Below are 26,164 nucleotides of genomic sequence, written 5' to 3' on the forward strand. Positions count from 1 at the left end.
TTTTGATGCCCTCACCCCCCAAGAAACACTCTATTGGAGGATTTGACATCCATCCTTTATAATCCTGGTTCCGAAGATTCCGACCATGTCCCTGGATACCCCTCTTCTCATGTGCGGAAAATGGGTACTAAACAGAGGTACCATGCTACTGTCAAAGCACCCCGGAGGAATGAAGCCAGAGAACGCCTGCTTGAGTAGTTCATTGGACCGCCTCCCATCCTACCTGACCACAATCATTATAGCATGGCAATTATCGTGCTGCAATAAATATTTATCGCTTTACGGTATGCAGTATCGCAGGTAATGGGCTGAGGCAGAGGTAAGTGGTAGGGTCTGGGAGGTGCCCCTTCCGGCCTGGTGGCACACGTGAGCCTTCCCCGCCTCCCTGGGAGGCTAGTTCGAGGAAGGCTCGCTGCCACACGGTCCAGGTACATGTGCCAGGCTCCCGTTAAGTGAACAAGGCCGCCTGGCATTCCTCAGGGGGCCGTAGTTACCAGATGCCAGGCCCGTCCCCTGAAACAGCGCTGCCCCGGGCTACCGGCGGATCAACTCCAGGACTATCCTGGCTAGGCTCTCCAGGTCCACCAGGGAAATCTCCTCATCAACGCTGTGGGGGTTCTTGTATCCCACCCCCAGTACGACGGATTTGATGCCCTTGGCATTGAGAACGCTGGCATCGCTTCCCCCGCCTGTGGAGGTTACTTGCGCCTTCAGGCCCGCTCTTTCCACGGCGCCCAGAGCCATCTGCACAACGGGTTCGTGGGGCCCAAGATCGTACCCTTCGTACTGCAATATCACCCTTTCCTCAACCTTTGCCCCGACCTTCCCGGCCCCTTCTTGCATGGAAGCCAGCATGTGCTCGGTTTCGGCTTTCATCTTGGCCTTGTCCAGAGAGCGTGTCTCTCCGTGGATCTCCACGCGTTCGCACACTATGTTAGTGGCCTTGCCACCCTGGATCAACCCCAGGTTAGCCGTGGTCTCTGGGTCGATCCTGCCAAGCTTCATGAGGCTTATCCCCAGTGCTGCCGCCTTCAGGGCATCGATGCCAGACTCGGGGCTAACACCGGCATGGGCAGCCTTGCCGGTGATGGTCCATTCCAGCCGGTTGTGATAGGGGGCCCTCGTCACGATGCGGCCCGGTGGGCCTGAGCTGTCCAGGACAAAAGCAAGGGGGGACCTCAGTTCCCCCGTCTCCAGGTACCTTACGCCCTTTAACCCCTGCTCCTCTGCCACGGTGAAGATGAGTTCCAGGCCAGCATGGGGCAATCCTTGCTCCCTGACGACCGTGAGGGCTTCAAGCAATGCCGCGATTCCGGCCCTGTCGTCAGCACCGAGAATGGTGTTCCCCTCGGACCTGATAATGCCACCCTCTACCCTGGGCACCACAGGGTGGTCCGCTTCCACCGTGTCCATGTGGGTTACCAAGCCAATCCACTCATTCCCGGGGGGGGTGGGCTCCAGTCTCCCGACGATGTTTCCACAGTTGCCGCCAATGGCCTCCCCGGTCCCATCCATGGCTGCCCTCACTTGGAGGGCTTCCAGTTGTGCCAGGACATTCTCAGCAACCAGGTGCTCGTTGAAGGATGGCCCCTCGATCGTGAGCAGGTTTAGAAAGTTCTCCAGAAGCCGTTCCCTATTCAACAATGCCATCACCTCCAAAGGGACTTGGGGGGTTGTTACAGAATACATACCCTACCCTAAACAGGGGGGACGACGCCATGATAACCGTGGGCCATGTGCTGGCAATCGAACCCCTCACCCAGGCCAGGGTAGTAGCCGGTGAGTCAGGCCTGGGGAATGCCATCGAACACGTTGACATCATTGAAGTGCCGGATGCTGATGCCTGGATCCGCCCCGGGTCCTTCCTGCTGACGACGGCATTTGCCTTCAAGGAAGACCCTGAGAAGCTCTTGGCCCTGATCGAACACCTCGGCAGGACCAAGGCGGCGGCGCTGGCCTTGAAGCCCCACAGGTTCCTGGGTTTCGTGCCCAGGGAGGCACTCTCCCTAGCCAACAAGTACTGCCTGCCACTGATAGAGATCCCAGCACACATGGCCTACATTGACATAACCACACCCATAATGACCCTCATCATTGACGAGCAGTCCTTCAGGCTGAAGCGCTCCGAAACCGTTCACAGGGTCTTGACGGACCTAATCCTTGGAGGCGGCGGGCTGCGCGAGATAGCCGGCGCCCTGCATTCCCTGCTCCGAAACCCTGTGGCAGTGCTCTCCCAGGACCTCGCAGTCCTGGCAGAGGTGCCTTCACATGATGACACCAAGGTCAAAGGCTTCCCGGGAAACATCTCCTTGGGGATACGGCAACTCTCAAAGGGGCGCAGCTCCGATGGCAGTCTCCCACAAAGGATTGACTTGGGTGGCTCGGGTTCAGCCGTGGTGGCGCCGGTTGTGGCCGGGCGCGAACTCTGCGGGTACCTGGCGGTTCTGGAGGCAACCGGCAAGGTTCCAGATACCGAATGGCTTGCCTTGGAGAAGGCCTCCACAGCGATAGCGCTGGATCTCATGAGACAGAAGGCCGTGGCCGAGGCCGAACACCGCATGGAACACGACCTGGTCATGGACATCCTCTCGGGGCCCGGGATAAGCGAGGATATCGCCCGTGAACGAGCCAAGTACTTCTCCTGGAGGCTCGAGGGCAACGTCGGTGTGGCTGTGGTGGACATAGATGACTTCACCACATACTATCACTCCAGGCCTAAGGATGAGATCCACATTCAGAGGATGAAGGAATCCCTTTTCCAATTGATAGTCAAGGTGACAGGGGAGATCAGCCCAGGTGCCATAGTCACTAGGTACAGTGACGGCGCCGTAGTCCTCCTCACTGACATCCCGCCTGCGTCCAAGACATGGCTGGATGAAGTGGCCAAGTCGATCCACCGGGAACTCTCCCAGTCCATAGATGGCCCCACCTGTTCAATAGGGGTGGGGGGAGTGTACTCCCAGCTGTCCCAAACATGGCGCAGCTTCAACCAGGCCCAGAAGGCCATAGAGATCGGAAGGATGATCCACGGGAAGAACACCGTTCACTGCTATAACACGCTTGGCATCTACCGTCTCATCTGCGACTACCACGACAGGGAAGCACTCCAGGAGATAGTCGAACAAACCATCGGCCCGTTGCTCAAGTACGACAGGAACAACAACGGCTCCCTCATGGAAACCCTCCACACGTACCTTGCATGCGATAAGTGCCAGAAGACTGCCGCGGAGCAATTGTACTTGCACCGCAACTCTATGAAGTACCGCCTCCAGCTAATACGGAACCTCCTGGGGGATGACGCCCTCACGGGGTTCGGCGCCACCCGCGTCCACCTCGCCCTGGCCATATACATGGTACTTTCCCGGCACTCCTGAAAATCCTTCCCAGGCAGCATGCTGTGTTCCTTTGTGCATGGGGCATGATCAGCAGGCATTTCCTTCATGCATCAGAACCGTTGTCACACCGTTGGCCCAAATACTACAGTCGAACTACAAAATGGGGGCGTGTGCCCCTGAAGAAGGAGGGATCCACAGTGAGTACGGAAGTGAAAACCCCGCTCGGCCCCAAGAGCCATCCAAAGGCCCTTACCGGCGTAAACCTGATCTTGGGGTTGGCCATGGCCGCCGTTTCCGGGGCCATCTGCATGCAGATCATAGGGCGTATCGGGATAACACCCAACACATCCATTATTGGCGCTATCGTGGCAATCACCCTGGCCAGGGTTGTTGCCAGCCTGAGACCGCTGGACAGCCAAAACATCATTCAGACCTACACATCAGCTGGAGGTTTTTCTGCGGCTAATGCTGGACTTCTTTCCGTGGCCATCGTGTTCTTAATGGGGCAACCCGCTCTTGTCTATCCTCTTCTTATCGGGTCAGGCATTGGTGTGCTGCTTGACGTGTGGTTCGTCACCCAGTTGTACAATACCAAGGTATACCCTGCTGAGGGGGCCTGGCCCCCTGGCGTGGCCACCGCCGAGGCACTCTGGGCGGCTGACGAGGGAGGCAAGCGAGCCAGGAGACTTGTGGAAGGCATCATAGCTGGCATAATCGGCACCTACTTCAAGTTGCCAATGGCAGGCATCGGCATAGCCTTTATCGCCAACATCTTCGCCATCACTGCTCTGGGCATAGGCCTTCTCATCCGAGGTTACGCACCAGTGCTCTTCGGCGTCAACCTGGGGGAGACCTATGTTCCCCACGGGATGATGATTGGCGCTGGTCTGGTCCAGCTCGTCCAGGCCTTCCTGATCATCTCAAGGAAACAGGAGGAGAAGGAAACTGCTCAAACCGAGGCTAACGAAGGCATCCCCAAGAAGATAGTGATTCACTTCGCGCTCTTTTCCGTAGGCGCCTTGGTGATGGCACTGATTGCAGGGGCGCTGTGGCAGATGAGCCTAGGCCAGATAATCGTATTCACGCTGTTTGCCGGTTTCGCCGCAGCCGCGTCCACCATCATTGTGGGTCTTTGCGCCATGCACTCGGGTTGGTTCCCAGCCTTCGCGGTGACGATAATCTTCCTTACCATAGGTATGTTCCTGGGTATCCCCGCGGTACCCCTGGCACTCCTGACCGGGTACACGGCATCCACGGGCCCCCTCTTCGCCGACTTCGGGTATGACCTGAAGACGGGCTGGCTAATCAGGGGCAGGGGCCAGGACATGGCCTACGAGAAGGACGGCAGGAAGCAGCAGTTCATTGCTGAAGCCGTGGGCGGGATCATGGGCCTGGTGATGGTAGGCCTGTTCGCCGGGATGCACTTCAAGCTGGACCTGCTTCCCCCGGTGAGCCGGGTCTTTGCGGCCACCATTAACGCAGGGGCGGATCCGGGGATTGTCCGCCAGCTAATCCTCTGGAGCATCCCCGGCGCCGCCATACAGGTAATTGGCGGTCCAGGCAGGGCAATGGGCGTCCTGTTTGCCACTGGGCTCCTCATCATGAGCCCCATATATGGCTGGGGCCTCATAGCCGCTGTCATAGCCAGGAGGATTATTGGCGAGGAGCCAATGAAGGTCAGGGAGGCTGGCCTCATAGCAGGGGACGGGATCTACGGTTTCGTGAATTCCATAATCCGGACATTCTTCGCCTGAACAGAACCGGGGAAGGCCATGGCAGCGGCGCCTTGGCCTTCCCCTCCATAACGGGAGGATACCCACATGTACAACGTAGGGCTCATACGTGTGCTGACAGTGGATGACGAGGAGGCCCTCAACCTTCACGGCGCCATCATCCAGGAGTACCTACCCCAGCTGAGGGTCATCTCAAGGTGCATACCTGATCAGCCCTGCGGCATATATGATGCTTGCACCGAGCGAGAGGCCATCCCCAAGATCTTGCAGGCAGGGAAGGACCTGCGGGATGAGGGGGTCATGGCCCTTATTGTAAGCTGTGCAGCCGACCCAGGGGTGCAGGCTCTCCGGCGCCAAGTGTCCATTCCCGTGATTGGGGCTGGCTCGGCAGGGGCCTCCGTCGCCTTGGCCCTGGGGGGCCCTGTGGGCGTACTGGGTATAACCGGGGAGGCCCCGGAGGCCATGGCCAGGGTCCTGGGCCAGAACCTGGCCGGGGTCGCGCGGCCGGAAAAGGTAAAGACCACCTTGGACCTCCAGGCTGGCGGCGCCCTAGAGGAGGTCGAAAGGGCCGCTCGCGGGCTAGTGGAGGGAGGGGCACGCTCCATCGCCCTTGCCTGCACAGGCATGACCACTTGCGGCGCCGCGTCCCACCTTGCCAAGAGGATTGATGCTCCAGTGGTGGACCCGGTGCTGGCAGCAGCCTTGGCAGCCTATTCCGCTGTGGTAACGAGGGGACTGGGGGGGAAGGCATGATACACCTTGCCGCAGGTTCGGTGAAGATGGCTGTACTTGGAGGGGCGTTGCTGGGCGGCGGTGGGGGCGGGTCCATGGATCTGGGCCTAGCCTTCGGAAACCTGGCAGTGGCCATGGACAGGGTGTGCCTGGTCCAACCGGATGAACTCCCGGGCGATGCCGTCATCGTCACGGTAGGAGCCGTGGGAGCCCCTGCGGCCCAGGACCGCTACGTCACTCCCAGGCACTACGTGAGGGCTGTGGATCTTCTGTGCAGGCATGAGGGTATTCGTGTAGGGGGCCTCATCACCAACGAGAACGGCGGATTCGCCACGGTCAATGGCTGGCTGCAGGCAGCTACCCTGAATGTACCTGTGGTGGACGCCCCCTGTAACGGCAGGGCCCATCCCACCGGTCTCATGGGTTCCATGGGCCTTCACAGGTTGGAGCACTTCGTATCCGTTCAGTGTGCCAGTGGAGGAGACCCCAAGAAGGGAAGATACTTGGAGACAACGGTCACGGGTAGCCTATCCCAGGTTGCCGCCGTCATACGCCAGATCTCCGTCCAGGCCGGGGGAATAGTGGCTGTGGCCAGGAACCCCGTTAGCCTGGAGTATGTCCAGGAGAATGCCGCCCCCGGTGCCATTACCCAGGCCATGAAGGTGGGCAAGGCCCTGGTGGAGAACGAGGGAGACCCGGATAGGATGGCGGCCAAGGCCATGGAGACGCTGGGAGGGAGCGTGCTAGCCACAGGGATCATCGAAGACTTCTCCCTGATGACCGAGGGTGGCTTCGATTTGGGCTCTGTACGTCTTTCCACCGGGCATCACCTGACATTCTGGAATGAGTACATGACCCTGGACACGGAGAATGAGAGGGTCGCCACATTCCCCGACCTGATCATGACACTTGACGCAGGTTCGGGGCTCCCCCTGGCCACCGCTGACCTGAGCCTGGGGAGAAGGGTGATACTGGTCATGTCAAGAAGGGAGAACCTCTTCCTGGGCGGGGGGATGCGAGACCCTGGTCTCTTCGCCATGGCTGAGGCTGCTGTGGGCAAGCCCATGGTAGAGTACGTGTTCTGATCCTTGGAGGTGACGCGAATGGCTTTGAGGCATGTCACAGACGTCCTGGACCTGCTGGACCATCCTAAGGCTGGTGGTCCCTACATCAAAGAGGCTCTGGCTCACAGGGAATTCAAGGGCGAACTGTTGACACGGGAGGTATCAACGGAGAAGGGCAAGACAGACTTCGTGTGCTTCCGTTTCCCGGGGCGCAGGGGAAAGACCCGGGGTGGGGATGCCCCCACCTTTGGCCTGATCGGCAGGCTTGGCGGCATCGGGGCGAGGCCTGAGAGGATAGGCCTGGTTTCGGACGGCGACGGTGCCATAACTGCAGTGTCCGCCGCCTTCAAGCTGGGACAGATGGCTGCCCGCGGTGATGTCCTTGAGGGTGACGTCATTGTAACAACTCACATATGCCCTTGCGCGCCGGTGAGGCCCCACCACCCGGTTCCATTCATGGATTCCCCCGTTGACCTCGCCACCATGAACGAGCACGAGGTGCTACCCGAAATGGACTGCATCCTCTCGGTGGATACCAGCCGTGGCAACAGGATAATCAACCAGAGGGGGTTTGCCATCTCCCCGACGGTGAAGGAAGGCTACATACTCAAGGTCTCTGATGACCTCCTGGATGCCATGGAGATAGTCACGGGAAGGCCCGCGCAGGTCCTGCCCATAACTATGCAGGACATAACCCCTTACGGCAATGGGGTATTTCACCTCAACAGCATACTCCAGCCCTCGTGTGCCACGCCATCTCCGGTAGTGGGAGTCGCCCTCACGGCTGAGGTGCCCGTGCCTGGCTGTGCCAGCGGTGCCTCTCACCCAGTGGACATTGAGATGGCAGTGCGCTTCGTCATAGAGGCGGCAAAGGGGTTTACCTCGAAGAGCCTTCACGTGTACGATCCCGAGGAATTCAGCCGCATGGTCGAATTGTATGGTGAGATGACCCACCTGCAGACGCTCGGGAGGAAGGGTACGAGTTGAGACAGTCAATCCAGATCACGCTGACCGTGCCTGAGGGGAAGAGACTCATCGCCAAGGCGCTGAGCCTTGTCCCCGAGATCCAGGAGGCTCTCGTACATGGCTTGATACTCCTCAAAGGGGGGACAACGGTGTCCGCGCTCTGCGAGGAACTATGCGGTGTGCCCCTGAGGATCTCCGGCCGCATAAGTGCCACGGGAACGCGGGCGGCGCGGGATGAATCCCGCGCCCCCCATGTTGTGCTCCTGGATCATGGCCGCCCTCAGCCCTTGATGGACCTGGAGGCAATGGCAAGTACGGTGAGGTCCATGGGACCTGGGGACGTGTCTGTGATGGGGGCGAATATCATTGATGCCCAAGGGAATGCGGCTATGATGGCCGGCGCCGAGCTGGGCGGTGCGCCAGGTCAAGTGATCTCCGGCCTGATGGCTCAGGGGGCACACCTCTTCATAGCGGCGGGCTTGGAGAAGATGTCCCCGGTGAGCGTGGGCAAGGCAGTGCTTGCGGCAGGACGAACGCGAATGAAGAGGAGTATGGGGATGGCAGTAGGCCTCATACCCATCTACGGTCGCCTCGTCACGGAGATGGAGGCCCTGACCATACTGGGCAGGTCTCTCGGTGAGGAACCGGCAGTCTCCGTGATAGGCCGGGGAGGCATGGATGGGGCAGAAGGCTCAACAACCTTCGTTGTGTCAGGGGAGACAGACACCCTCGTGGAGGGCGTTTGGGAAGAGGTCTGGAGGATCAAGGGCTCAGGCCACTCGGGGGAGGAGGCCTCGCTGCCGGAGTGCGCGGGGGCAGGCCCTAGCTGCGCCCGCCACAGGAGTTGCTGTTATGTAAGGAGGTTAGGCCCGTGAAGTTAGCGTTGATAACCATTGGGCAATCGCCCCGTCCAGACATTGTGCCGGAACTACGTGGCATTTGGGGGCAGGTCGTCCAGGTCATGGAGAGGGGTGCCCTGGATGGACTCGGCAAGGAAGAGATAGCCTCCATGGCCCCAACCCCGGATGACTACGTGCTGGTTACCAGGCTGGCTGATGGCTCCTCGGTCCGGATAGCCCGGCGCTTCGTTGAGCCCTTGGTGGTCAAGGCAATACGGGAGATGGACGCTGCCGGGACTGATTGCATACTCCTTCTTTGCACAGGGGACTTCGCGGCGCTTGAAACCCAGACCCTTCTTGTCAAGCCCGATGAGGTTCTTCACAACACCGTTGAGGCCCTGGCGGGCAACCGCACTGTGGGGATCCTGACACCTGCCCCGGCCCAGGTTGAGCAGGCTAAGGTGAAGTGGGCAGGCCAGCCCGGCAAGGTTGTGGTTGAAGCGGCGAACCCCTATTCTGATACCCAGGAGACCATGGTCCGGGCAGTTGAGTCCTTGAAGAACCAGGGAGCCGGGATCCTGGTCATGGATTGCATGGGGTATACCCTTGCCATGAAGAAGGTTGTGAGGGAGGTTTCCGGTCTGCCCACGGTGCTTGCCCGCAGCCTCCTTGCCAGGGTTGTCGCGGAGATACTGGGATAGACGTTGAAAGCGGGGAGCCCGCTGCCCGGGTGGGAGAAGGGCACTGCCAGGCCGGGAAAGGGACAAGCCCCCCCGAGCCTTATCTGGTGGCGAGAGCTTTAACCCTGGTGGCTCCTGCTATTTTCCTTTTTCCCGGCTCCTGTCAACCCCATTCCCCTCACGAAACCCACTAGGAGGTTCACCGCGCCCGCCGCGTCCCTCAAATCACATACCTCCACAGGGGAATGCGAGTACCGCCGGGGTATGGACACCACACCCGTGGGGATCCCTGCCCGGGACAGGCCTATCGCTGAGGCATCGGTATTGGTCACGGGCACCACAGCCAGCTGGCAGGGAATGCCCTCGCTCTTGGCAACACTCTCCAGGGCCTCCCTGACCCCCGGGTTGGCGATGAAGGCCACATCACCTTCCTGAGTCATTAGCTGGATGACAGGCCCCTCGCCGATGGCCACCGGGAGTTCCTGGTAGAAACTGACGTCCGGGGTATCCCCGCAAGGCATGGTGTCCAGGGCTATGGCCAGACCCGGGTCCACCTGGAATGCGGCCATCTTGGCACCTCCGAAGTCCACCTCTTCCCTGGTGGTAATGATCCCTACCACGGTTCCCCGGAAGGGCACGTCCCTGATCTGGGAGAACACCTCCGCCAGCACGGCACAGCCCACCCGGTTGTCAATGGCCTTGCCCACCACGCGGTAGGGTGAGAGCATCTCAATCTCGCTCTTGGCTGTTACCGGGCTTCCTATCCCGATCCCCATGGACCTGACCTCATCCGCGCTGGAAGCGCCTACATCTATGTAGAGGTCCTCAGCCCTGGGAAGCTCTCCCTTCCCGGGGAAATGCCCGGGTCTGACGCCGATGACTCCCAAGTGCCCGGACACCCTTACCTTCCTGGCCTGCAGGATCCAGGCCCTCAACCCCACAGTGTGGAAACGAAGAAAACCCGATGGCTCAACGCTCTTAACCAGCCCACCCACCTCGTCACCATGCGCGGCAATCATTAGCTTGGGCCCGCCCGGCAACCCCTCCCTGGAGGCGTAGAGATTCCCGGCACCATCGGCCCATACCCGGTCGGCCCAGGGCTCCAGTACTGTCTGCATGAGGCTGGTAATTGCCTGCTCATGACCGGAAAACCCGTCAGTCTCTGCCAGCAGCTTCAGCCTGGCCAGCAACCGTTCTTCAAGGGTTGTGCCAGAGCATTCGGACACTGGGATCCACTCCTTTCAAATGCCCGGCTTCCCCCTAGTTCCATCCCGAAAGGCCCATCCCCTTCAGGACGGCGGTAAGCCCTCCATCCCGAACGCAATGCCCGCGCTCGGAGGGACGGGATCCCGCCAGTGAGAAACATTCTGGCTAACCCTCCCAGCCAGGGTGTCTGACGTGAACCGCGAAGATCAAGAGATCCGGAAGATCACGGAGCTGAGCCGCTTGTATGGGAGACACTGAAGGCTTGAGACTACGCAGCGGCAGAGGAGACCTTCTCTCGAGCCGTTCACCTTCATGGCGGCACCAGGGGGAGAATCCCGACCGGGCAGAGCCGAGCAGATTAGGAAGGTCAACCTCATGGTATGAACAAGAGGATCCGGTAGTTCTACAAGACCCTGAAGAGCGAGCTCCGCTGGCTAGAATGAAACGGGCACCAAGAACCAGCGGAGAAGACCCTGCACTCCGGGGCTGCAGATCTGGCCTGTCCTCATGGATACCACGCTGCCCCGGATCCTGCGCGCCACCTGTCATCCTCACCTATGGCATTCCAGGGACTTCTCTATGAAGTCCCTAAAGAGGGGGTGTGGCCGGTTAGGCCTGGACTTGAGCTCAGGGTGGAACTGGGTACCCAGAAACCACGGGTGTCCATCCAGCTCCATTATCTCCACGAGGTCTCCCTCAGGCCAGACCCCCACGTAGCGGAAACCCTCCCGGGCCATGTCATCGCGGTAGTCGTTGTTCACCTCATAGCGGTGCCGGTGTCTCTCCTTCACGGTGACCTCGCCATAGGCCTGATACGCTAGGGAACCCCTCCTGAGCCTGCAGGGATAAGCCCCCAGTCGCATGGTGCCTCCCATGTCTCTTACGGCCCTCTGGCTCGGCATGAGGTCAATCACAGGGTAGGGCGTGTTGGGGTGCAATTCCGTGCTGGAGGCGCCCTCCCAGCCAAGGACATTCCGGGCAAACTCCATCACCGCGCACTGTAGCCCCATGCATATGCCGAAAAAGGGAACCCCATTTTCCCTTGCGTATGTGATGGCCCGGATCTTGCCTTCTATACCGCGATACCCAAATGCCCCTGGTACCAGGATGCCGCCGGCCTCCCCCAAGACCCGCTCAGGGTCTTCCCCTTCCAGGCGCTCTGAGGCAATCCAGTCCAGTTCAAGGGACGCCTCGTTGGCTATGCTGCCATGACACAAGGCCTCGGCTATGCTGAGATACGCATCGTGAAGCGCCACGTACTTACCCACAATGGCCACTTTCACACTGCGCTTGGGGTTACGCAGCCGGTTCACAGTGAACTCCCAGTCCCGGAGGTCCGGCGGCCCGCACTGGAGCCCCAGCCTCTTGACCAGGAGGTCCCCAAGCCCCTCCTCTTCAAGCCGCAGGGGAACATCGTAGATGGTATCCGAGTCAAGGTTTTGGATGACAGCGTCCTTCTCCGTATCACAAAACAGAGCTATCTTATCCCGCATGTCCCTGGAGAGGGGCCTTTCCGAACGGCACACGATGAAGTCCGGCTGGATTCCGATGCTCCTCAGTTCCTTCACGCTGTGCTGGGTTGGTTTGGTCTTCTGCTCGCCCGAAGCCTCCAGGAAGGGAACCAGGGTCACATGTAAATAGGCTACATCCTCACGCCCAATATCCCCTTTGAACTGCCGGATCGCTTCCAGGAAGGGCAGGCCTTCTATGTCGCCGACGGTCCCCCCGATCTCCGCTATGACCACATCGGCCCCGCTGTCATCAGCTACCTGCCGGATCCTTTCCTTGATCTCGTTGGTGATGTGGGGAATGACCTGGACGGTTCCACCAAGATAGTCTCCTCGTCTTTCCTTGCTGATGACGGCGTTGTATATCTGGCCTGTCGTGACGTTGTTGATCCTGGATAGGTTCTGGTCAATGAAGCGCTCGTAGTGCCCGAGGTCAAGGTCGGTCTCGGCACCGTCGTCGGTCACGTACACCTCTCCATGCTGGAGCGGGCTCATGGTCCCGGGGTCCACGTTGATGTAGGGATCGAACTTGACTATGGTGACGTGAAGGCCGCGGCTCTTGAGAAGCCTGCCAATGGATGCGGCGGTAATTCCCTTCCCAAGGGACGACACGACTCCACCTGTGACGAAGATGTACTTGGCCAACAGAACCCCTCCTGGCGTTTGCGAAATCCTGACTCGCTTCCTATTCCCTACTCGTAGTCCAAGACGTATACCTTTCTTTCACCCCGGAGGTCCTCCCTGTACACCTCCAGGGTGGTGTTTCCCGGATACTCCGCCCCTCCCATCTTCTCCACGAAGGCATCAACAGGATCCAGGGGGATGGCCAGCGCCTCAGTCTTGTAGTGCATGGGTATGACGATCCTGGGACCCAGCATGGCAACGGTCTGGGCGGCCATGGAGGCATCCAGGGTGAACCGGCCCCCCACGGGCACAAGAAGGATGTCCGCCCGGCCAATCTCATTGCGCTGGAAGCCATCGAGCATGTGGCCGAGGTCTCCCAGGTGGCACAGGCGGATGCCCCCTGTCTCAAACGAAAAAACGATGTTGGGGCCTCTTCTCTGGCCCCCAACATCATCGTGATAGGTGCCCGTCCCTGTAATGACAAGGGAACCCACTTGGTATCGGCCAGGCTTGTCCAGTACTTGGGGGTTGCCTAACACCACTCTGGTGCAAGAGTGGTCGAAGTGATCGTGGCTTACTGTGACGCAATCTGCTTCCACGGCGGGTGGCATGTAGCCAGTGGTCTCCTCGAAAGGGTCCATGAGGACCCTGGTCCCATCAGGGCTGGTCACAAGGAAACAGGAATGACCCAGCCAGCGGATCTTCAAGGGGCTCCCCCCTCCGGCGACCTAGTCCTCGGACTCCAGGGTGTCCCAGGCCTCCTCTTCCTCCTCGAGGTCCTCCTCCTCCTCGTCTTCTTCGGGTTCTACCTGGAGCTCATCCTCTGTGTCGTCGGGCTCCTCCCGTCTCAGGCGGTTGTCTCTCCGGGGTTTGATGATGGCGCGGGCAGGAGAGACCCGGGCGGTTGTTGTCTTGGCCGCCCGATCCTTGAGACTCCAGAGGCCGTTCCCTGTGTAACACAGGCGGTGGTCCAGGTTAATCTCCGTGTAGATCCTCGCCATCTCCCTGGCTCTCGCCGCAGGATCCGAGATCCCGTCGCCAACAATCTCCTTCATGATCTCGGAATAGTGCACCGGCCTGCCTTCCCTCTTGAGGATGGCGTAGGCCATGTCAGCCCCCGAGACAACGGGTCCACCATCTGGGGCTTTGAGGTTCTCCGTCATTCACCAAGCCCTCCCGCGGCCGAATTCCACAAAGTAATTTTATCTTGAACACTGCCAGTTATCAACAGAAAAGGATCTACATCCTCTCAGGCGCGGACACACCCAGGATGCACAGGATGTTTCGTAAGGTTATCCTTGCAGCCTCGGTCAGCTGCAACCGTGCCTTGGTGATCTCGGGGTCATCCCCCAGTACCCTGCAGCGCGTGTAGAACGCGTGGAACAATGTGGCCAAATCCGAGGCGTAGCGGGTTATCCTGTGCGGTTCCATGGCCAGGGCGGCCCCAGCGATCTCTTCCGGCAGGTCCGCGATCTTCTTCATGAGGTCCAGCTCTGACTCGTCCTGCAGGAGACTCAGGTCAGCCTCCTTGGGAATATTCACTCCTTGTTCCGTCATCTGGCGGAATATGGCACTCATGCGCGCATAGGCATACTGCACGTAGTACACGGGGTTCTCGTTGGACTGGAGCCTAGCGAGGTCCAAGTCGAAGTCCAGCTGGGCATTGGGCGCCCTCATGAGAAAGAAGAACCGGGCGGCATCCCTTCCCACCTCATCCAGGAGGTCGTCCATGGCAAAGAACTCCCCGGCGCGCTTTGACATCCTAACCGCGTCACCGCTCTTGATCAGGCGAACCACCTGTACGATGAGGACCTCCAGGGAGTCCTCGGGGTAGCCCAAGGCTTGTACCGCCGCTTTCATCCGGGCTACGTAACCGTGGTGATCTGGCCCCCATAGATTGATAACCTTCTTGAACCCCCTCTGGAACTTGTTGAGGTGATAGGCTATATCCGGGGCAAAGTAGGTGGCTTGGCCATCTTGCTTAAGGAGAACCCGATCCTTGTCATCACCGAAGGATACGGTCCTGAGCCAGATGGCACCCTCTTGCACGTAAGTGTGGCCTCTCTGGGTCAGGAAATCGATGGTGGCCTGCACAGCCCCAGATTCGTGAAGGGACTTCTCGCTGAACCACACGTCAAACTCCACGCCGTAGCGTCGCAGGCTCTCCTGGTGGCTCTTGACCATGCGGTCCACTACGTACTGCGTCAGGTAGGAGAGGGCCCCGGCCTCGCCCACCTCTAGCAGGCTGTCTCCCTTCTCCCTGGCCAGCTCCTCACCCATCTCCACCAGGTATTGCCCGGGGTAGCCCCCATCGGGGATCTCTCCTGGGAGTCCCAGGGCCTGCCTGTACCGGGCGTAGATCGATCTGCCCAGGTTCTCGACCTGGTTGCCCGCGTCGTTTATGTAGAACTCCCGAGCCACATCATACCCTGCCCAGTCCATCAGGCTGGCCAGGGTGTCCCCGACTGCCCCGGATCGTGCCTGTACCACCACCATGGGACCAGTGGGATTGGCACTGACAAACTCAATCTGCACCTTAGTCTTTCCGCCGTGGTCCGAGCGGCCGTAGTCATCCCCCTGTCCGATGGCGTCTCTTACCGCTTCGTGTAGCCACGAGGGGTCAAGGAAAAAGTTGATGAACCCGGGTCCCGCCACTTCCAGCCGCTGGACCAGGGTCCCGGAGGGATCAAAAGCCCTGGCAATGGATTGGGCCAGTCTCCGCGGGTTGGTCTTGATCTCGCTGGCCAGATTCAGCGCCACGGGCGACGCAAAGTCGCCATGTTCCTTCTCGCGAGGGACCTCCAGGATGACCTCCACCGCCAGGTCCTCGGAAACCGCTCTCCTAACCGCCCTCTCCAGCTCGGCCAGGATGGCCAGGCGAACCCTCTCTATCACTCCAGGCATGGCGAGCCTCCCCTCTTCAGGCCGGGACGCAGGCCGTCCCAGGGTGCATAATGCCCGAATTACACTGGAGATTATAACAGAAGGAGACGCCCATGCCAACTCCCCAGGTTAAGGCTGGACCTTGCTGGGCTTGGCCTTTCTCCCCCAGGGTCGACGGCAGGGGCTGCTCCCAGTGATCTCCATCACAACCCCTGGCCTGGTCACCGGCGAACGCCGGGAACTCAAGCCCACCCGGGCACGCCCCGGGAACGGAGGTACGGCTCGGTGGCAGACAGAATCCCTGGCAACGGTCGCCACCCCTCCAGGAGGGACAGGAAGAAGGTGCCCCGTTCCCGTCCCCGGTGGCCACGGGTGGTGGCCGCTGTCGCGCTAGCCTCTGTGGCTGCCCTGGTGGGGTTTTTCGTGCTAGCCATAGCCATGCCCCTGGAGACCCCCGAGGTCCCCAGCGCCACCACCATCCTGGACATAAGAAACCGTGTGGCTGCCCGGCTCTTCACCGAAAATAGGGTGGAGGTGGCCTTGGAGGACATCCCCCATCACTTCAGGAACGCCATCGTCGCCGCGGAAGACGAGCGGTTCTTCGGCCACGCTGGGCTTGACCCCGTCGCCCTGGGGCGCGCCATGGTAAGGAACCTGCAGGCAGGACGGATCGTGGAAGGCGGCAGCACCATCACCCAGCAACTGGCCAAGAATCTCTTCCTTTCACCAGAGCGAACAGTGGCCAGGAAGCTCCAGGAGGCTCTTGTCACGGTGAGGCTCGAGAGGTCCTATGACAAGCAGCGCATCCTGGAGCTGTACATCAACCAGATCTACTGGGGCCATGGCGCTTACGGTGCACAGGTCGCATCCCAAACCTACTTCGGCAAGGATGTGTGGGATCTCACCTTGGCCGAGTCGGCGCTCCTTGCCGGTATGGTAAGGAGTCCGGAGAACCTGAGCCCCTACCGGAACCTCGAGGTGGCCGTGGCTCGCAGGCGGCAAGTACTTGAGAGCATGGTACGGCTGGGTTTCGTGGGAGCCCAAGCCGCTGGCGAGGCCCTAAAGGAGCCTATCCGCTTGTCAGGCCTGCGGCAGGACCAGAACATGGCACCCTACTTCGTTGAGTACGTGATACATTCCCTGGCAGAGGCACTTCCGGACATCTCGGAGGCGGACATCTGGCGAGGGGGCTATGTCATCAGGACCACCATGGACCTGGACATGCAGCTGGCAGCCCAGAACGCAGTGACCGCTGGCTTACCGCCGGGCACCCTGGGGCAGGGCGGAGTGGAGCAGCCCCAGGGCGCACTGGTGGCCATTGACCCCAGCAACGGGCACATAAGGGCCCTGGTGGGAGGCCGTGAATACTCCCAGTCCACATGGAACAGGGCCTGGAGGGCCAGGCGCCAGCCGGGTTCCGCCTTCAAGCCCTTCGTGTATGTTGCCGCGCTAGACATGGGATTTTCCCCGGCTCACCTGCAGCGGTGTGAGCCCGTCACATTCACCGGCCCGGTGCCTGGGGAGGAATGGGCTCCCGGGGACTACGGGGAAGACAAGTATCACTACAGAGCTATGGCCATGAGGGAGGCCCTGCGCATATCCGACAATGTGGCGGCTGTGAAGTGGGCAGACACAGTGGGGACCAGGGCAGTCATTCACTACGCCCGGAGAATGGGGGTCAGGAGCCCCCTTGAGGCTGACCTCTCCCTGGCCCTGGGGACCTCCTCTGTGACCCCCCTGGAGCTAGCGGCCGCTTACTGCCCCCTGGCCAACGGGGGCGACATGGTCAGGCCCTTGGCCATCTTGAGTGTAGAGGACCTCCAGGGGAGGGTGCTTCACCTTGGAAACCCAACCAGGGAGGGGGCCATCGACGAGAGGGTCGCCTTCCTGGTTACCTCCCTCCTAAAGAGTGTGTTCGATCCAGGAGGCACAGGAGCCCATATCAGCCTGGACCGGCCGGCCTCAGGCAAGACGGGGACTAGCAGCGAATTGAAGGACGCGTGGTTCGTGGGATACACGCCAGACCTGGTGACCGCGGTGTACGTGGGTGATGATGACCCCTCCCGTTCCCTGGAGGGAGGCGGGGGAACCCTGGCAGGGCCCATATGGGAGGCGTTCATGAGAAATGCGCTGGTGGGCCGCCCCCCTAGGGACTTCCCCGCGCCTTCAGGCATCGTCTCCAGGGAGATCTGCGCGGATACTGGGCGCCTGGTGACACCCGCCTGCCCTCGTCCCTACACGGAGTACTTCGCTGAGGGCACGGCCCCCAGGGAGTACTGCCCAGGGCCCCACCCCATCACACTGGAGGCGGGCGTGGAAGAGCCCGGTGAACCCGAGCCAGGGCTGGTGGCTCCAGAAGAGCAACCTCCGGAAGCCCAGGGGATCCCGCCGGAAGCCGAGACCGGGGAGGAGGAAGATGCTGCGGAGCCCGCCCCTTAACGGTGGTAGGGTTCGTTCCGGGCTATCTTCATTGCCCTGTATACCTGCTCCAGGAGAATGAGGGGCACCATCTGGTGGGGAAAGGTCATCCGGGAGAGGCTGAGAACCACGTCCGCCCGCTTCTTCACCTCAGGCGACAGGCCTGAGTGCCCACCCACGACGAAGGCCACCTTGCTCTTGCCGAAAAGGCCTAGGTCTGCCAGGAGGCGCGAGAACTCCGTCGATGACATGCAGACGCCGCCTTCGTCCAGGGCTATGACGTACTCTTCCCGGTTCAGCCGCGCCTGGATGGCCTTGCCCTCGTCCGCCACAGCCATGCCTTCCATGGCTGGTCTCGCATCAGGGGGCACCGGGACGTCCGGTATCTCCACCATCGTTAGGGAACAGTAGGGAGCAAGACGAGAAGAGTACTCCCTAACCCCCTCCGAAAGGAAGCGTTCCCTCATCTTGCCCACCAGTAACACTCGTATCTGCATGAATGGACTCCTTAACTCACCGGCATTTCTCCCAGCCTGACCGAGAGGACCGTCTCCTGGCCGTCCCGGCGCACCCTGACCTCTACCACGTCACCAACCTTGTGGGTTTCGATTACCGCGCGCAACTCTTCCAGGCTGTCTGTGCGGCGACCCTGGACTGAGAGGATCACGTCGCCCTCCTTCATGCCTGCACTAGCCGCAGGCCCTCCAGGCGCCACCTGGCCCACATACAGTCCCCGGTCAAACTGGATCCCGTACACCTCCGCGGTTTCCCTGGTCACAACCCCAACTCCGAGCCACGGCCTTATAACCCTGCCATGCTGTATGAGCTCGTCAGCCACGCGCCGCACTGTGTTGGAGGGGATGGAGAACCCCATCCCTTCAACCCTGGGCAGGTCTAGCTTGAGGGTGTTTATGCCTATCACCTGACCGTCCATGTTCACCAGGGGCCCTCCGCTGTTCCCTGGGTTAATCACGGCATCGGTCTGGATGAGCAGAAACGTCCTCTCACCGTACTGGATCTTGCGGTTGAGCCCGCTGACGACCCCGGCGGTCACCGAGCGCTGGAACTCCATGTCCACAGGGTTCCCTATTGCCAGCACCGGTTCGCCCACCCTGAGCTTGCCAGAATCACCGAACTCAGCAGAGCGCAGCCCTGGCTGGTCCACCTTCACCACCGCAAGGTCAGTGGCAGGGTCCACCCCCACTACCTGTGCGGGAAGGTCCTCACCGCCCGGCAGCACCACCACCAGCTCGGCAGCCCCATCCACAACATGGTGGTTAGTGACGATGTGGCCGTTGCCATCCAGGATGACCCCGGAACCCGAGCCCTGTTCTATTATCTGGCTCCTCCCAGAAAAGTAGTTGTAGACCTGGGCCTTGTTGATTATTCCTACCACAGAATGGGCCGCCTTCTCCACGGCCAGTACCGATGGGGGCGTGGCACCAGGAGCCGGCTGGGGTTCATCCCCACCCTGGTTAAGGCTAAGAGGGGGTTCCACCTTGGTCTCGCCGGGTCCCTCCAGGCTGAAGGCTGCGGGGAAGTAGGATGGCAGCACGAAGGTCACCAGTAGCGAGCCTAGCACAGCCCCCAGCAATGCCACCATGAAGTAACTCCACAAGGATGACCGTCTGGGCGGTCCACAGTGATGACTCACAGGCATAACCCCCTTCACTCAGCGACTCGCTGGACCTTGGCCCCTAGGGCCGTGAGTTTGCTTTCCAGGCCTTCATATCCCCTGTCTATGTGCTTTATCCCATAGATTTCGGTGTCCCCCTGGGCGCTCAGGCTCGCAATGAGGAGGGCGGCTCCTCCCCTCAGGTCGTTAGCGGTCACTGGCGCACCATAGAGGATGTCAACCCCCTCCACAATCGCTGTCCTGCCATCTACTTTAACGCTGGCGCCCATGCGAATCAACTCATTGGCATAACTAAAACGATTATCGTACATGGTTTCCTGGATCATGCTGACCCCGTCGGCCTTGGCCATGACCGCCACCAAGGGTTGCTGCAGGTCGGTGGGGAAGCCCGGATAGGGCAGTGTCTTTGCGTTCACGGCCCTGGGCTTCTCGTCCGCAATCACCCTGACGGAATCCCCCAGGTCCTCCACGGCGGCCCCCATCTCCGATAGTTTCGCCAAGATGGATTCCAGGTGCTTTGGTATGACGTTCTCCACCGTGACGTCCCCCCGGGTGGCAACCCCTGCCAGGAGGATGGTACCAGCCTCAATCTCATCGGGAATGACAGGGTGATGGGTGCCCCGGAGCTCCTGGACGCCCTTGATCCTTATGATATCGGTACCCGCACCCTGGACCCGGGCTCCCATGGCGTTTAGGTAGTTGGCCAGGTCCACAATGTGGGGTTCCTTGGCGGCGTTCTCAATGATGGTGGTACCATGTGCCAGGGTGGCTGCCAGCATGATGTTGACGGTGGCGCCCACGCTGACCACATCCAGGTAGATGGAGGCTCCCGTGAGGCATGGGGCGTGGATCTTCACGATCCCGTGTTCAAGCACAACCTCGGCCCCCAGGGCTCGAAACCCCTTGATATGCTGGTCTATGGGCCTGAGCCCGATATCACAGCCCCCGGGCATGGCCACCTCCGCCCTGCCGAACTTGGCCAGGAGGACCCCTAGGAGGTAGTAGGAAGCCCTAAGGCGACGGACCAGCTCGTATGGGGCCTCCCAGGCCTTGAACCCGTTGGGGTTAATGATTACCTTCGACCCCTCATTGAACTCTATCTGGGCTCCCAGGGACTGGAGGATATCGGCGAAGATGGTTACGTCCTTTATGGCGGGAACATTCTCCAGCGTGCTGGTATCAGAGGCCAGGAGGGCCGCAGGGAGGCTTGCCACCGATGAGTTCTTGGAGCCTGACACAAGCACCCTCCCGTGGAGTCTTCTTCCTCCTTGGACCACGAATTTGTCGCTCAAATCACATCGCCCTCTCTAGGGAACAATGGACACGGGACCCTCCAGGTCACCAGTGTAGGCATTTACATAAAGGGTATCACCGGTCCGGGTCCTGATTCGCCACACCGGCGGGGCCTCCCACTGGGTGGCGTTGTAGGCTTCGCTGTAGTAGCCCAAGGTCACGGCCTCTACTGTTGTGTCCCGCCCCAAGGCCTCCAGGCACTTCAACAAGGCATCCGTGGCGGCCAGCACCTGTTTGGGCTTCCCGCTGGGACCTGCCGGGGAGAACCACACAAACAGCACAGCCTCAACCCCACCAGGCCCAACCACAACTGAGATTTGCCCGCCGTAAATGGGATATCCCTGGTACTCCTGGTAGTACTGGACTATGTGCCTGTCTGACTTCTCGTCGTACGCCACGTAGTCAGGCCGGGCACCGGGAGGGAGCCCTCCCCTCTGGCTCCAGAACTCCTGGGCCTGCTCGCGGGCCAAGGCCTGGGCAACCTGGGTGGCGTCCTGAGTCCTTACCTTCCGGGAGTAAAGGAGGACGCCGTTCTCATACCTGGTAAGGCTCTCCAGGGAGTTCTCCAGCACCACCCTTCCATCAGCCTTCTCCGAGCGACGAACCTCTCCTTCCTCTTCAAAGAACAACGCCAGGGCTTGGCTCTCCGTCATCTCCTGGTGCCTCAGGAGGATCAGTGACATGGCTGGCGCCCTCCGGGGCACCGTAGCAGCCAGCAGCACACCCTGCGAGGCGAGATCCTGGGCGGCTGCCTCCACTTGCTGCAGGGTCACCAGGGTCATACTGCCTCGCACCGGATCCGACAATAGCCGGTAGCCCAAGAATACATTGAAAAGCGTGTATGCTATGATCAGTAACGTCTTGGCCCGCGACCAGTCCATGCGCGGTCCCTACCTCTCCCTGATGTCAACGATACTACCGGTGTGCGCGTCTACCAACACCGGCCTTTCCCCCTCCATGGTAACCACCCACACTGGCACTGCAAGCCCCTTCAGGTCCTCCCCTGCCTTAACCCAGTATCCCAGGTAGACATCGGTGACGGTTCCCTCCAGCCTCACATCCTGCCCATCAACTACTGCCCTTATGGCGTCAAGTGGCCTGATGACCCGGCCGGCGGGGTGCTGTTCACCCACGGGACACAGCACATTCCTGCGGTACCCCGCCACCTCCTGGCCACCCACGGATACCTCCAGGGGAAAGCCGCTGGAAATGACGGGCCTTGAGTCAATGGTGTAGGAAAACCGCAGGCTAAGTCCCTCAGCCATCCCTCCCAGGAGCGTTGGGCTCCAGCTGGTGAGAAAGGGGTTCTCCGGCCAGGAACCATGCTGGGCAACGAAATCCACTGACTTCCTCAGCGCCTCGGCCAGGTTAGGGAACTCGGGGCCAATGTCGGTGAAGGGTGTCGCGTATTCCAGGCCGCCCCAGGGATAGACCCTGAGACCGATGCTGCCGTCGGTGTATATGATGGCCCCGTCCCTCTCCTCGATCCGCCGGACCACCGAGGGATCCACAAAAAACCCCGCCAGGATGGCCTGGACGTCGGCGGCCTCGGCCTCCAGGCTAAGCGCCGCAGCCTCGGGTGAGGCCACGGGCAAGAACACGCCGTCGGACACCCCAACCCCGGCTGCCTCTCCCGGCATGAGCCACGCTCCATCCCCAGGGCCAGGGGGGCTCAGGGTGAGGGCCTCCTTCAGCACCTGCGCGTCTACCATGAGATTGATAACTTTGTAGCTCCCGGGCGAGGTCCTCACAAAGGCCCTGTTGCCGGCGGTTGTCAGGAAGAACCTGGATGTGGGAAAATCCCAACCCGCCGGGGCTTCAATGCCCATGTAGTCCAGCCACTGGGAAAAGGGCAGCGCCACCGCCAGCATGAACTCTATCCCAACGCCCTGGCGGCGAGCCCTGTCGGCCTCATCACCCCCGGCGGTGCCAGCGAGTTCTCCCATGACAAAGGTGAGGGGCCTGCCCTCGTTCCAGGCCTCATCGTAGCCGGGTGTCCCCCGGGACAAGAGTGAGAAGGCGCCATTGCCGTGGTGGCTGGCGATCCTTGAGGGCATGAGGAAGTCCCCCGGGTTAACATCTGACCTTACAGCCACTTCCATACCCGAGGTGGGCTCCCCGGAGACATAACGACCCGGAAAACCAAACCACATGTAGCCTGTGAGAAAAACACTTGCAACCACATGAACTGCCAGGATCACGCTTTTTGCAGTCTCAAGCTGGTTTTCCTTCATGGGAATCCACCAACCTCGCGGCATCCGCCCTAAGGGTGAAGGTCACAATGGTGCCCTCTCCCATTTCGCTCTTTATCTCTACCTGGCCGCCGTGGGCCTCAACGATCTGCCGGGCGATGCTAAGCCCGAGCCCGGTACCTCCCAGCTGTCGTGACCTTGCCTTGTCGACCCGGTAGAACCGGTCGAAGATCCTGGGAATCTCCTCCTTGGGAATGCCGATGCCGTTGTCCTTCACAGACACCCGGTACCAACCGTCTGCCTGGAGGATGGAGATCCTGACATCTCCCCCCTCCGGCGTGAACTTTATGGCATTCGAGATGAGGTTCATCACCACCTGCTGGATCCTCTCCCGGTCTCCCAGGGCTGTCAAGGGCCCGGGGGGCGCCTCTATGCTCACTGCCATCCCACGCTTCTTGGATTGAACCGCCAGCGCCTCAACGGCATCGCGAATGGCCCCTGCCAGTGAGAAGGGTTTCATCTCCAGGTTGGCGCCCTCGTAGTCCAGTGTAGACAGGTCAAGGAGGTTGTTCACCAGGCGTACCATCCGATCCGTCTCCTCGTCCACAACCTCGAGGAAGTGGGGCCTCAGGTCCCGGTCCTCCATGGCACCGTCCAGGAGGGTCTCCACGTAGCTCTTGATGGTGGTCAGGGGTGTCCGGAGCTCGTGAGACACATTGGCCACGAACTCCTTCCTGAGGGACTCAAGCCGCTCCTGGTCGGTGATGTCCTGGAACACCACCACGGTGCCGGCAAGGCGCCCGTCCTCATTACGCAAGGGGGCAAACTGCGCCCTGAGCGCCCTGTAGACTGGTCTCCTCAGGGTTATTTCCTGGGAAATACCCCGGTATCCCTTGAGTGTCTCCCGGAGGGCATCCTCTGAGAGGATGTCCCCGAGCACCTCTGACACGGGCTTGCCCACGGTCTTCTCAGGACGCACTCCCACCATTCGAGCAGCCGCCGGGTTGGCAATGAGTACACGTCCCTCGTGGTCCAGGGCTAGGATACCATCGGCCATGTGGGTGAGTATTGCCTCCAGCTTCGCCTTCTCGCCCGATATCTCGCTGAGGGTCTCCTTGAGCCTGAAGGCCAGGTGGTTGAACATCCTGGCCAGCTGGCCTATCTCGTCCTCGGACCTCACCTCAATGGCTTGTTCAAAATCACCAGAGGCCATCATGGCCGCCTTCGAGGTGACCTCCTTGATAGGCCTGGTTATTGTTCTCGCCAAGCCAAAGCCAAGGATGGCAGTGACCGCCAGGGCCACGGCGGTGGCGGAGAACAGGATGGAACGCACATCCCCCAGGGTACCGTATATCTCCTCCAAGGAGCCGATAAGATAGACGGCTCCTACCACCTGGTTGCCCGAGAGTACAGGGACAGCCACGTGGAGATGACGCTCCCCCGTGGATGCTTGCACCCGGACCTCCTCGCTCCTGGTACCCGCGAGCGCCCTTGCAACATCGGTCTGGTTCGCCTTCTGGCCGAAGGCCTCCCGGGTGCCAGATGACGCCAGCATGAGGCCAGCCGTGCTGAAGACGGCGATCTCCAAGCCTGCCTGGTGGCCGAAGTCCACCAGCATCTTGTCGGCGAATCCCTCTTCTGACGCACCCACCAGGTACCTGTCCATGAAGCCCGCCAGGAGCTGTCCCTGCGAACCGACGGTATCGGTGAAACCCGTGATGTAGTAGCGTTCCAGTGACTGCAGGAGGTAGAATCCCACCAGCTGCATGGCCAGCAGGATCATCAGCAGGTAGATCAGAGCGAGCCTCCACTGGACGCTCTTAAGAGTAAGCATTGTCAACCTCGCTTGAAGTAGTAGCCAACCCCTCGCTTGGTCTGGACGTACTCAGGCTCAGAAGGGTCATCCTCGATCTTCTCCCGGAGTCTCCGGACGGTGACATCCACTGTCCGGGTATCGCCGAAGTACTGGTACCCCCAGACCTCATCCAGGAGCGCCTCCCGGGTGAATATCTGGCCGGGGTGAGCCGCGAGGAAGCGCAGGAGCTGGAACTCCTTCTGGGACAGGGGAACGGCCTGCTCCCCCTTGCGGACCTGGTAGGTGTCGAGGTCAACGATGAGATCACCCGACTTTATCACCCTTGGGCCTTGCCCTCCAGGGCTGGAGGCCCTCCTGAGGATTGCCTTGACCCGGGCCACCAGCTCCCGGGGGCTGAAGGGCTTTGTGACGTAGTCATCAGCCCCGAGCTCCAGGCCGAACACCTTATCAACCTCTTCCTGCTTTGCGGTAAGCATGAGTATTGGCACGTGAGACCTCCGCCGGATCTCCTGGCACACCGCGAACCCATCCATCCTGGGCAGCATGATGTCCAGGATAACTAGATCCGGCCGGTCCTCCTCCGCTCGCTGGAGCGCCTCCCGGCCGTCATTTGCCACGCTAACCTGGTATCCCTCTTTCTCCAGGTTGAACTTGATGATGTCTGCGATGGGTTTCTCGTCGTCAACTACCAGGACTTTGAAGGACACGTGTATCTACCTCCCGGCGCTTCTCTGGGCCTATTCGCCCCAGGACACCCGTTTTCCTGCCCAGGGGCCTTTTGCCGCCCAGCGGGCACTGGGGCTCGCCACCTGCGCTCCCAGGGGCCGTGCGCGACAAAGGACAGGCTACTTCCGGGGCCACCCTGCTTAACCGGGGCGTAGCGCCGGGGGAGAAGCCTGGATAAGGCCTCATGGGTAGCCTGGAACTGCTATTTGACAACCCGGCCCTGCCCCGCTATTATGTAGGACAAAGCATAACGTGAACCTCACTCTCAAGAAAGGGTGAGGTAGAGGCGCGGGGTACCATGAGTAGGGCCGCAGGGTGGCACCAGTGACCGGTCAGAAAGGGGTCCCCGCCGAAATCCCGTCTTGGGCCAGCCAAGCGGGGTTGGGCCTGCGTCCGAACAGGTGCAGGACTGTCACCGGGGGAGAGCCCCGCTTACCCGGTGGAGAGCTATCTCACTTGGGGACATTGAGGGTGACTCTGGGCACCCACAGGGTGCCTTATTGTCTTTCGAAG

General features: G+C 60.7%; 21 protein-coding genes and 1 riboswitch. Of the genes, 8 read left to right on the top strand and 13 right to left on the bottom strand.

Annotated features, from left to right (window positions below; translation table 11 throughout):
* Nucleotides 1–534: 534 nt before the first annotated feature.
* The gene (locus tag AB1576_02445) at nucleotides 535–1,644 is read right to left on the bottom strand and encodes a M20/M25/M40 family metallo-hydrolase (protein MEW6080651.1); all 1,110 of its coding nucleotides are present in this window, start codon (nucleotides 1,642–1,644) and stop codon (nucleotides 535–537) included.
* 74 nt (nucleotides 1,645–1,718) lie between these two features.
* On the opposite strand from AB1576_02445, the gene AB1576_02450 reads away from it, so the two are divergent.
* From AB1576_02450 to AB1576_02480, 7 genes are all read left to right on the top strand, one after another.
* Nucleotides 1,719–3,374: a PucR family transcriptional regulator ligand-binding domain-containing protein gene (locus AB1576_02450; protein ID MEW6080652.1), complete on the top strand. Its 1,656-nt coding sequence runs from the start codon at nucleotides 1,719–1,721 to the stop codon at nucleotides 3,372–3,374.
* A 158-nt stretch (nucleotides 3,375–3,532) separates the two neighbouring features.
* Nucleotides 3,533–5,089, top strand: coding sequence for an OPT/YSL family transporter (locus AB1576_02455; protein ID MEW6080653.1), 1,557 nt, complete (start codon nucleotides 3,533–3,535; stop codon nucleotides 5,087–5,089).
* A 66-nt stretch (nucleotides 5,090–5,155) separates the two neighbouring features.
* The gene (locus AB1576_02460; protein ID MEW6080654.1) at nucleotides 5,156–5,821 is read left to right on the top strand and encodes an aspartate/glutamate racemase family protein; all 666 of its coding nucleotides are present in this window, start codon (nucleotides 5,156–5,158) and stop codon (nucleotides 5,819–5,821) included.
* Nucleotides 5,818–6,885 carry a DUF917 family protein gene (locus AB1576_02465; protein MEW6080655.1) on the top strand — a complete coding sequence of 356 codons (1,068 nt, stop codon included), beginning with the start codon at nucleotides 5,818–5,820 and terminating at the stop codon, nucleotides 6,883–6,885. Before AB1576_02460 ends, AB1576_02465 begins: the two co-directional genes overlap by 4 nt.
* 18 nt (nucleotides 6,886–6,903) lie before the next feature.
* Nucleotides 6,904–7,851 carry a DUF1177 domain-containing protein gene (locus AB1576_02470; GenBank protein MEW6080656.1) on the top strand — a complete coding sequence of 316 codons (948 nt, stop codon included), beginning with the start codon at nucleotides 6,904–6,906 and terminating at the stop codon, nucleotides 7,849–7,851.
* Nucleotides 7,848–8,705 carry a hypothetical protein gene (locus tag AB1576_02475; GenBank protein MEW6080657.1) on the top strand — a complete coding sequence of 286 codons (858 nt, stop codon included), beginning with the start codon at nucleotides 7,848–7,850 and terminating at the stop codon, nucleotides 8,703–8,705. Before AB1576_02470 ends, AB1576_02475 begins: the two co-directional genes overlap by 4 nt.
* Complete coding sequence (locus tag AB1576_02480) at nucleotides 8,702–9,370, top strand: AroM family protein (protein MEW6080658.1); 669 nt, start codon at nucleotides 8,702–8,704, stop codon at nucleotides 9,368–9,370. The genes AB1576_02475 and AB1576_02480 overlap by 4 nt, the downstream gene beginning before the upstream one ends.
* A gap of 98 nt (nucleotides 9,371–9,468) precedes the next feature.
* Here AB1576_02480 and AB1576_02485 read toward each other — a convergent pair whose 3' ends face one another.
* The 5 genes from AB1576_02485 to argS all read right to left on the bottom strand — a co-directional run bounded on the left by AB1576_02485 (nucleotide 9,469) and on the right by argS (nucleotide 15,591).
* Nucleotides 9,469–10,575, bottom strand: a complete 1,107-nt coding sequence (locus AB1576_02485) for a M20/M25/M40 family metallo-hydrolase (GenBank protein ID MEW6080659.1) — start codon at nucleotides 10,573–10,575, stop codon at nucleotides 9,469–9,471.
* A gap of 531 nt (nucleotides 10,576–11,106) precedes the next feature.
* Nucleotides 11,107–12,708: a CTP synthase gene (locus tag AB1576_02490; protein ID MEW6080660.1), complete on the bottom strand. Its 1,602-nt coding sequence runs from the start codon at nucleotides 12,706–12,708 to the stop codon at nucleotides 11,107–11,109.
* 47 nt (nucleotides 12,709–12,755) lie between these two features.
* The gene (locus AB1576_02495) at nucleotides 12,756–13,394 is read right to left on the bottom strand and encodes an MBL fold metallo-hydrolase (GenBank protein ID MEW6080661.1); all 639 of its coding nucleotides are present in this window, start codon (nucleotides 13,392–13,394) and stop codon (nucleotides 12,756–12,758) included.
* Between the two features lie 21 nt (nucleotides 13,395–13,415).
* Nucleotides 13,416–13,850, bottom strand: coding sequence for a DNA-directed RNA polymerase subunit delta (gene rpoE / locus AB1576_02500; GenBank protein ID MEW6080662.1), 435 nt, complete (start codon nucleotides 13,848–13,850; stop codon nucleotides 13,416–13,418).
* A 76-nt stretch (nucleotides 13,851–13,926) separates the two neighbouring features.
* A complete protein-coding gene (gene argS / locus AB1576_02505; protein MEW6080663.1) occupies nucleotides 13,927–15,591 on the bottom strand; it encodes an arginine--tRNA ligase in 1,665 nt (554 codons plus the stop codon).
* A gap of 264 nt (nucleotides 15,592–15,855) precedes the next feature.
* On the opposite strand from argS, the gene AB1576_02510 reads away from it, so the two are divergent.
* A complete protein-coding gene (locus tag AB1576_02510) occupies nucleotides 15,856–18,009 on the top strand; it encodes a PBP1A family penicillin-binding protein (GenBank protein MEW6080664.1) in 2,154 nt (717 codons plus the stop codon).
* Here the strand turns inward: AB1576_02510 and AB1576_02515 are convergent.
* The 7 genes from AB1576_02515 to AB1576_02545 are packed head-to-tail and all read right to left on the bottom strand — an operon-like array spanning nucleotide 18,006 to nucleotide 25,632.
* The gene (locus AB1576_02515; protein ID MEW6080665.1) at nucleotides 18,006–18,485 is read right to left on the bottom strand and encodes a 23S rRNA (pseudouridine(1915)-N(3))-methyltransferase RlmH; all 480 of its coding nucleotides are present in this window, start codon (nucleotides 18,483–18,485) and stop codon (nucleotides 18,006–18,008) included. The genes AB1576_02510 and AB1576_02515 overlap by 4 nt on opposite strands.
* A gap of 11 nt (nucleotides 18,486–18,496) precedes the next feature.
* A complete protein-coding gene (locus AB1576_02520) occupies nucleotides 18,497–19,642 on the bottom strand; it encodes a trypsin-like peptidase domain-containing protein (GenBank protein MEW6080666.1) in 1,146 nt (381 codons plus the stop codon).
* Between the two features lie 14 nt (nucleotides 19,643–19,656).
* A complete protein-coding gene (locus AB1576_02525; GenBank protein ID MEW6080667.1) occupies nucleotides 19,657–20,916 on the bottom strand; it encodes a UDP-N-acetylglucosamine 1-carboxyvinyltransferase in 1,260 nt (419 codons plus the stop codon).
* Nucleotides 20,917–20,931: 15 nt separating this feature from the next.
* On the bottom strand, nucleotides 20,932–21,798 hold the full coding sequence (gene yycI, locus AB1576_02530; protein MEW6080668.1) for a two-component system regulatory protein YycI: 867 nt from the start codon (nucleotides 21,796–21,798) through the stop codon (nucleotides 20,932–20,934).
* Between the two features lie 9 nt (nucleotides 21,799–21,807).
* Nucleotides 21,808–23,151: a hypothetical protein gene (locus AB1576_02535; protein ID MEW6080669.1), complete on the bottom strand. Its 1,344-nt coding sequence runs from the start codon at nucleotides 23,149–23,151 to the stop codon at nucleotides 21,808–21,810.
* On the bottom strand, nucleotides 23,132–24,943 hold the full coding sequence (pnpS, locus tag AB1576_02540) for a two-component system histidine kinase PnpS (protein ID MEW6080670.1): 1,812 nt from the start codon (nucleotides 24,941–24,943) through the stop codon (nucleotides 23,132–23,134). Before pnpS ends, AB1576_02535 begins: the two co-directional genes overlap by 20 nt.
* Nucleotides 24,944–24,945: 2 nt before the next feature.
* Nucleotides 24,946–25,632: a response regulator gene (locus AB1576_02545; GenBank protein MEW6080671.1), complete on the bottom strand. Its 687-nt coding sequence runs from the start codon at nucleotides 25,630–25,632 to the stop codon at nucleotides 24,946–24,948.
* A gap of 292 nt (nucleotides 25,633–25,924) precedes the next feature.
* Nucleotides 25,925–26,109, top strand: a riboswitch (Lysine riboswitch).
* Nucleotides 26,110–26,164 lie beyond the last annotated feature (55 nt).

This window comes from Bacillota bacterium, from assembly GCA_040754315.1.
GTDB lineage: Bacteria > Bacillota > Sulfobacillia > DUSP01 > JBFMCS01 > JBFMCS01.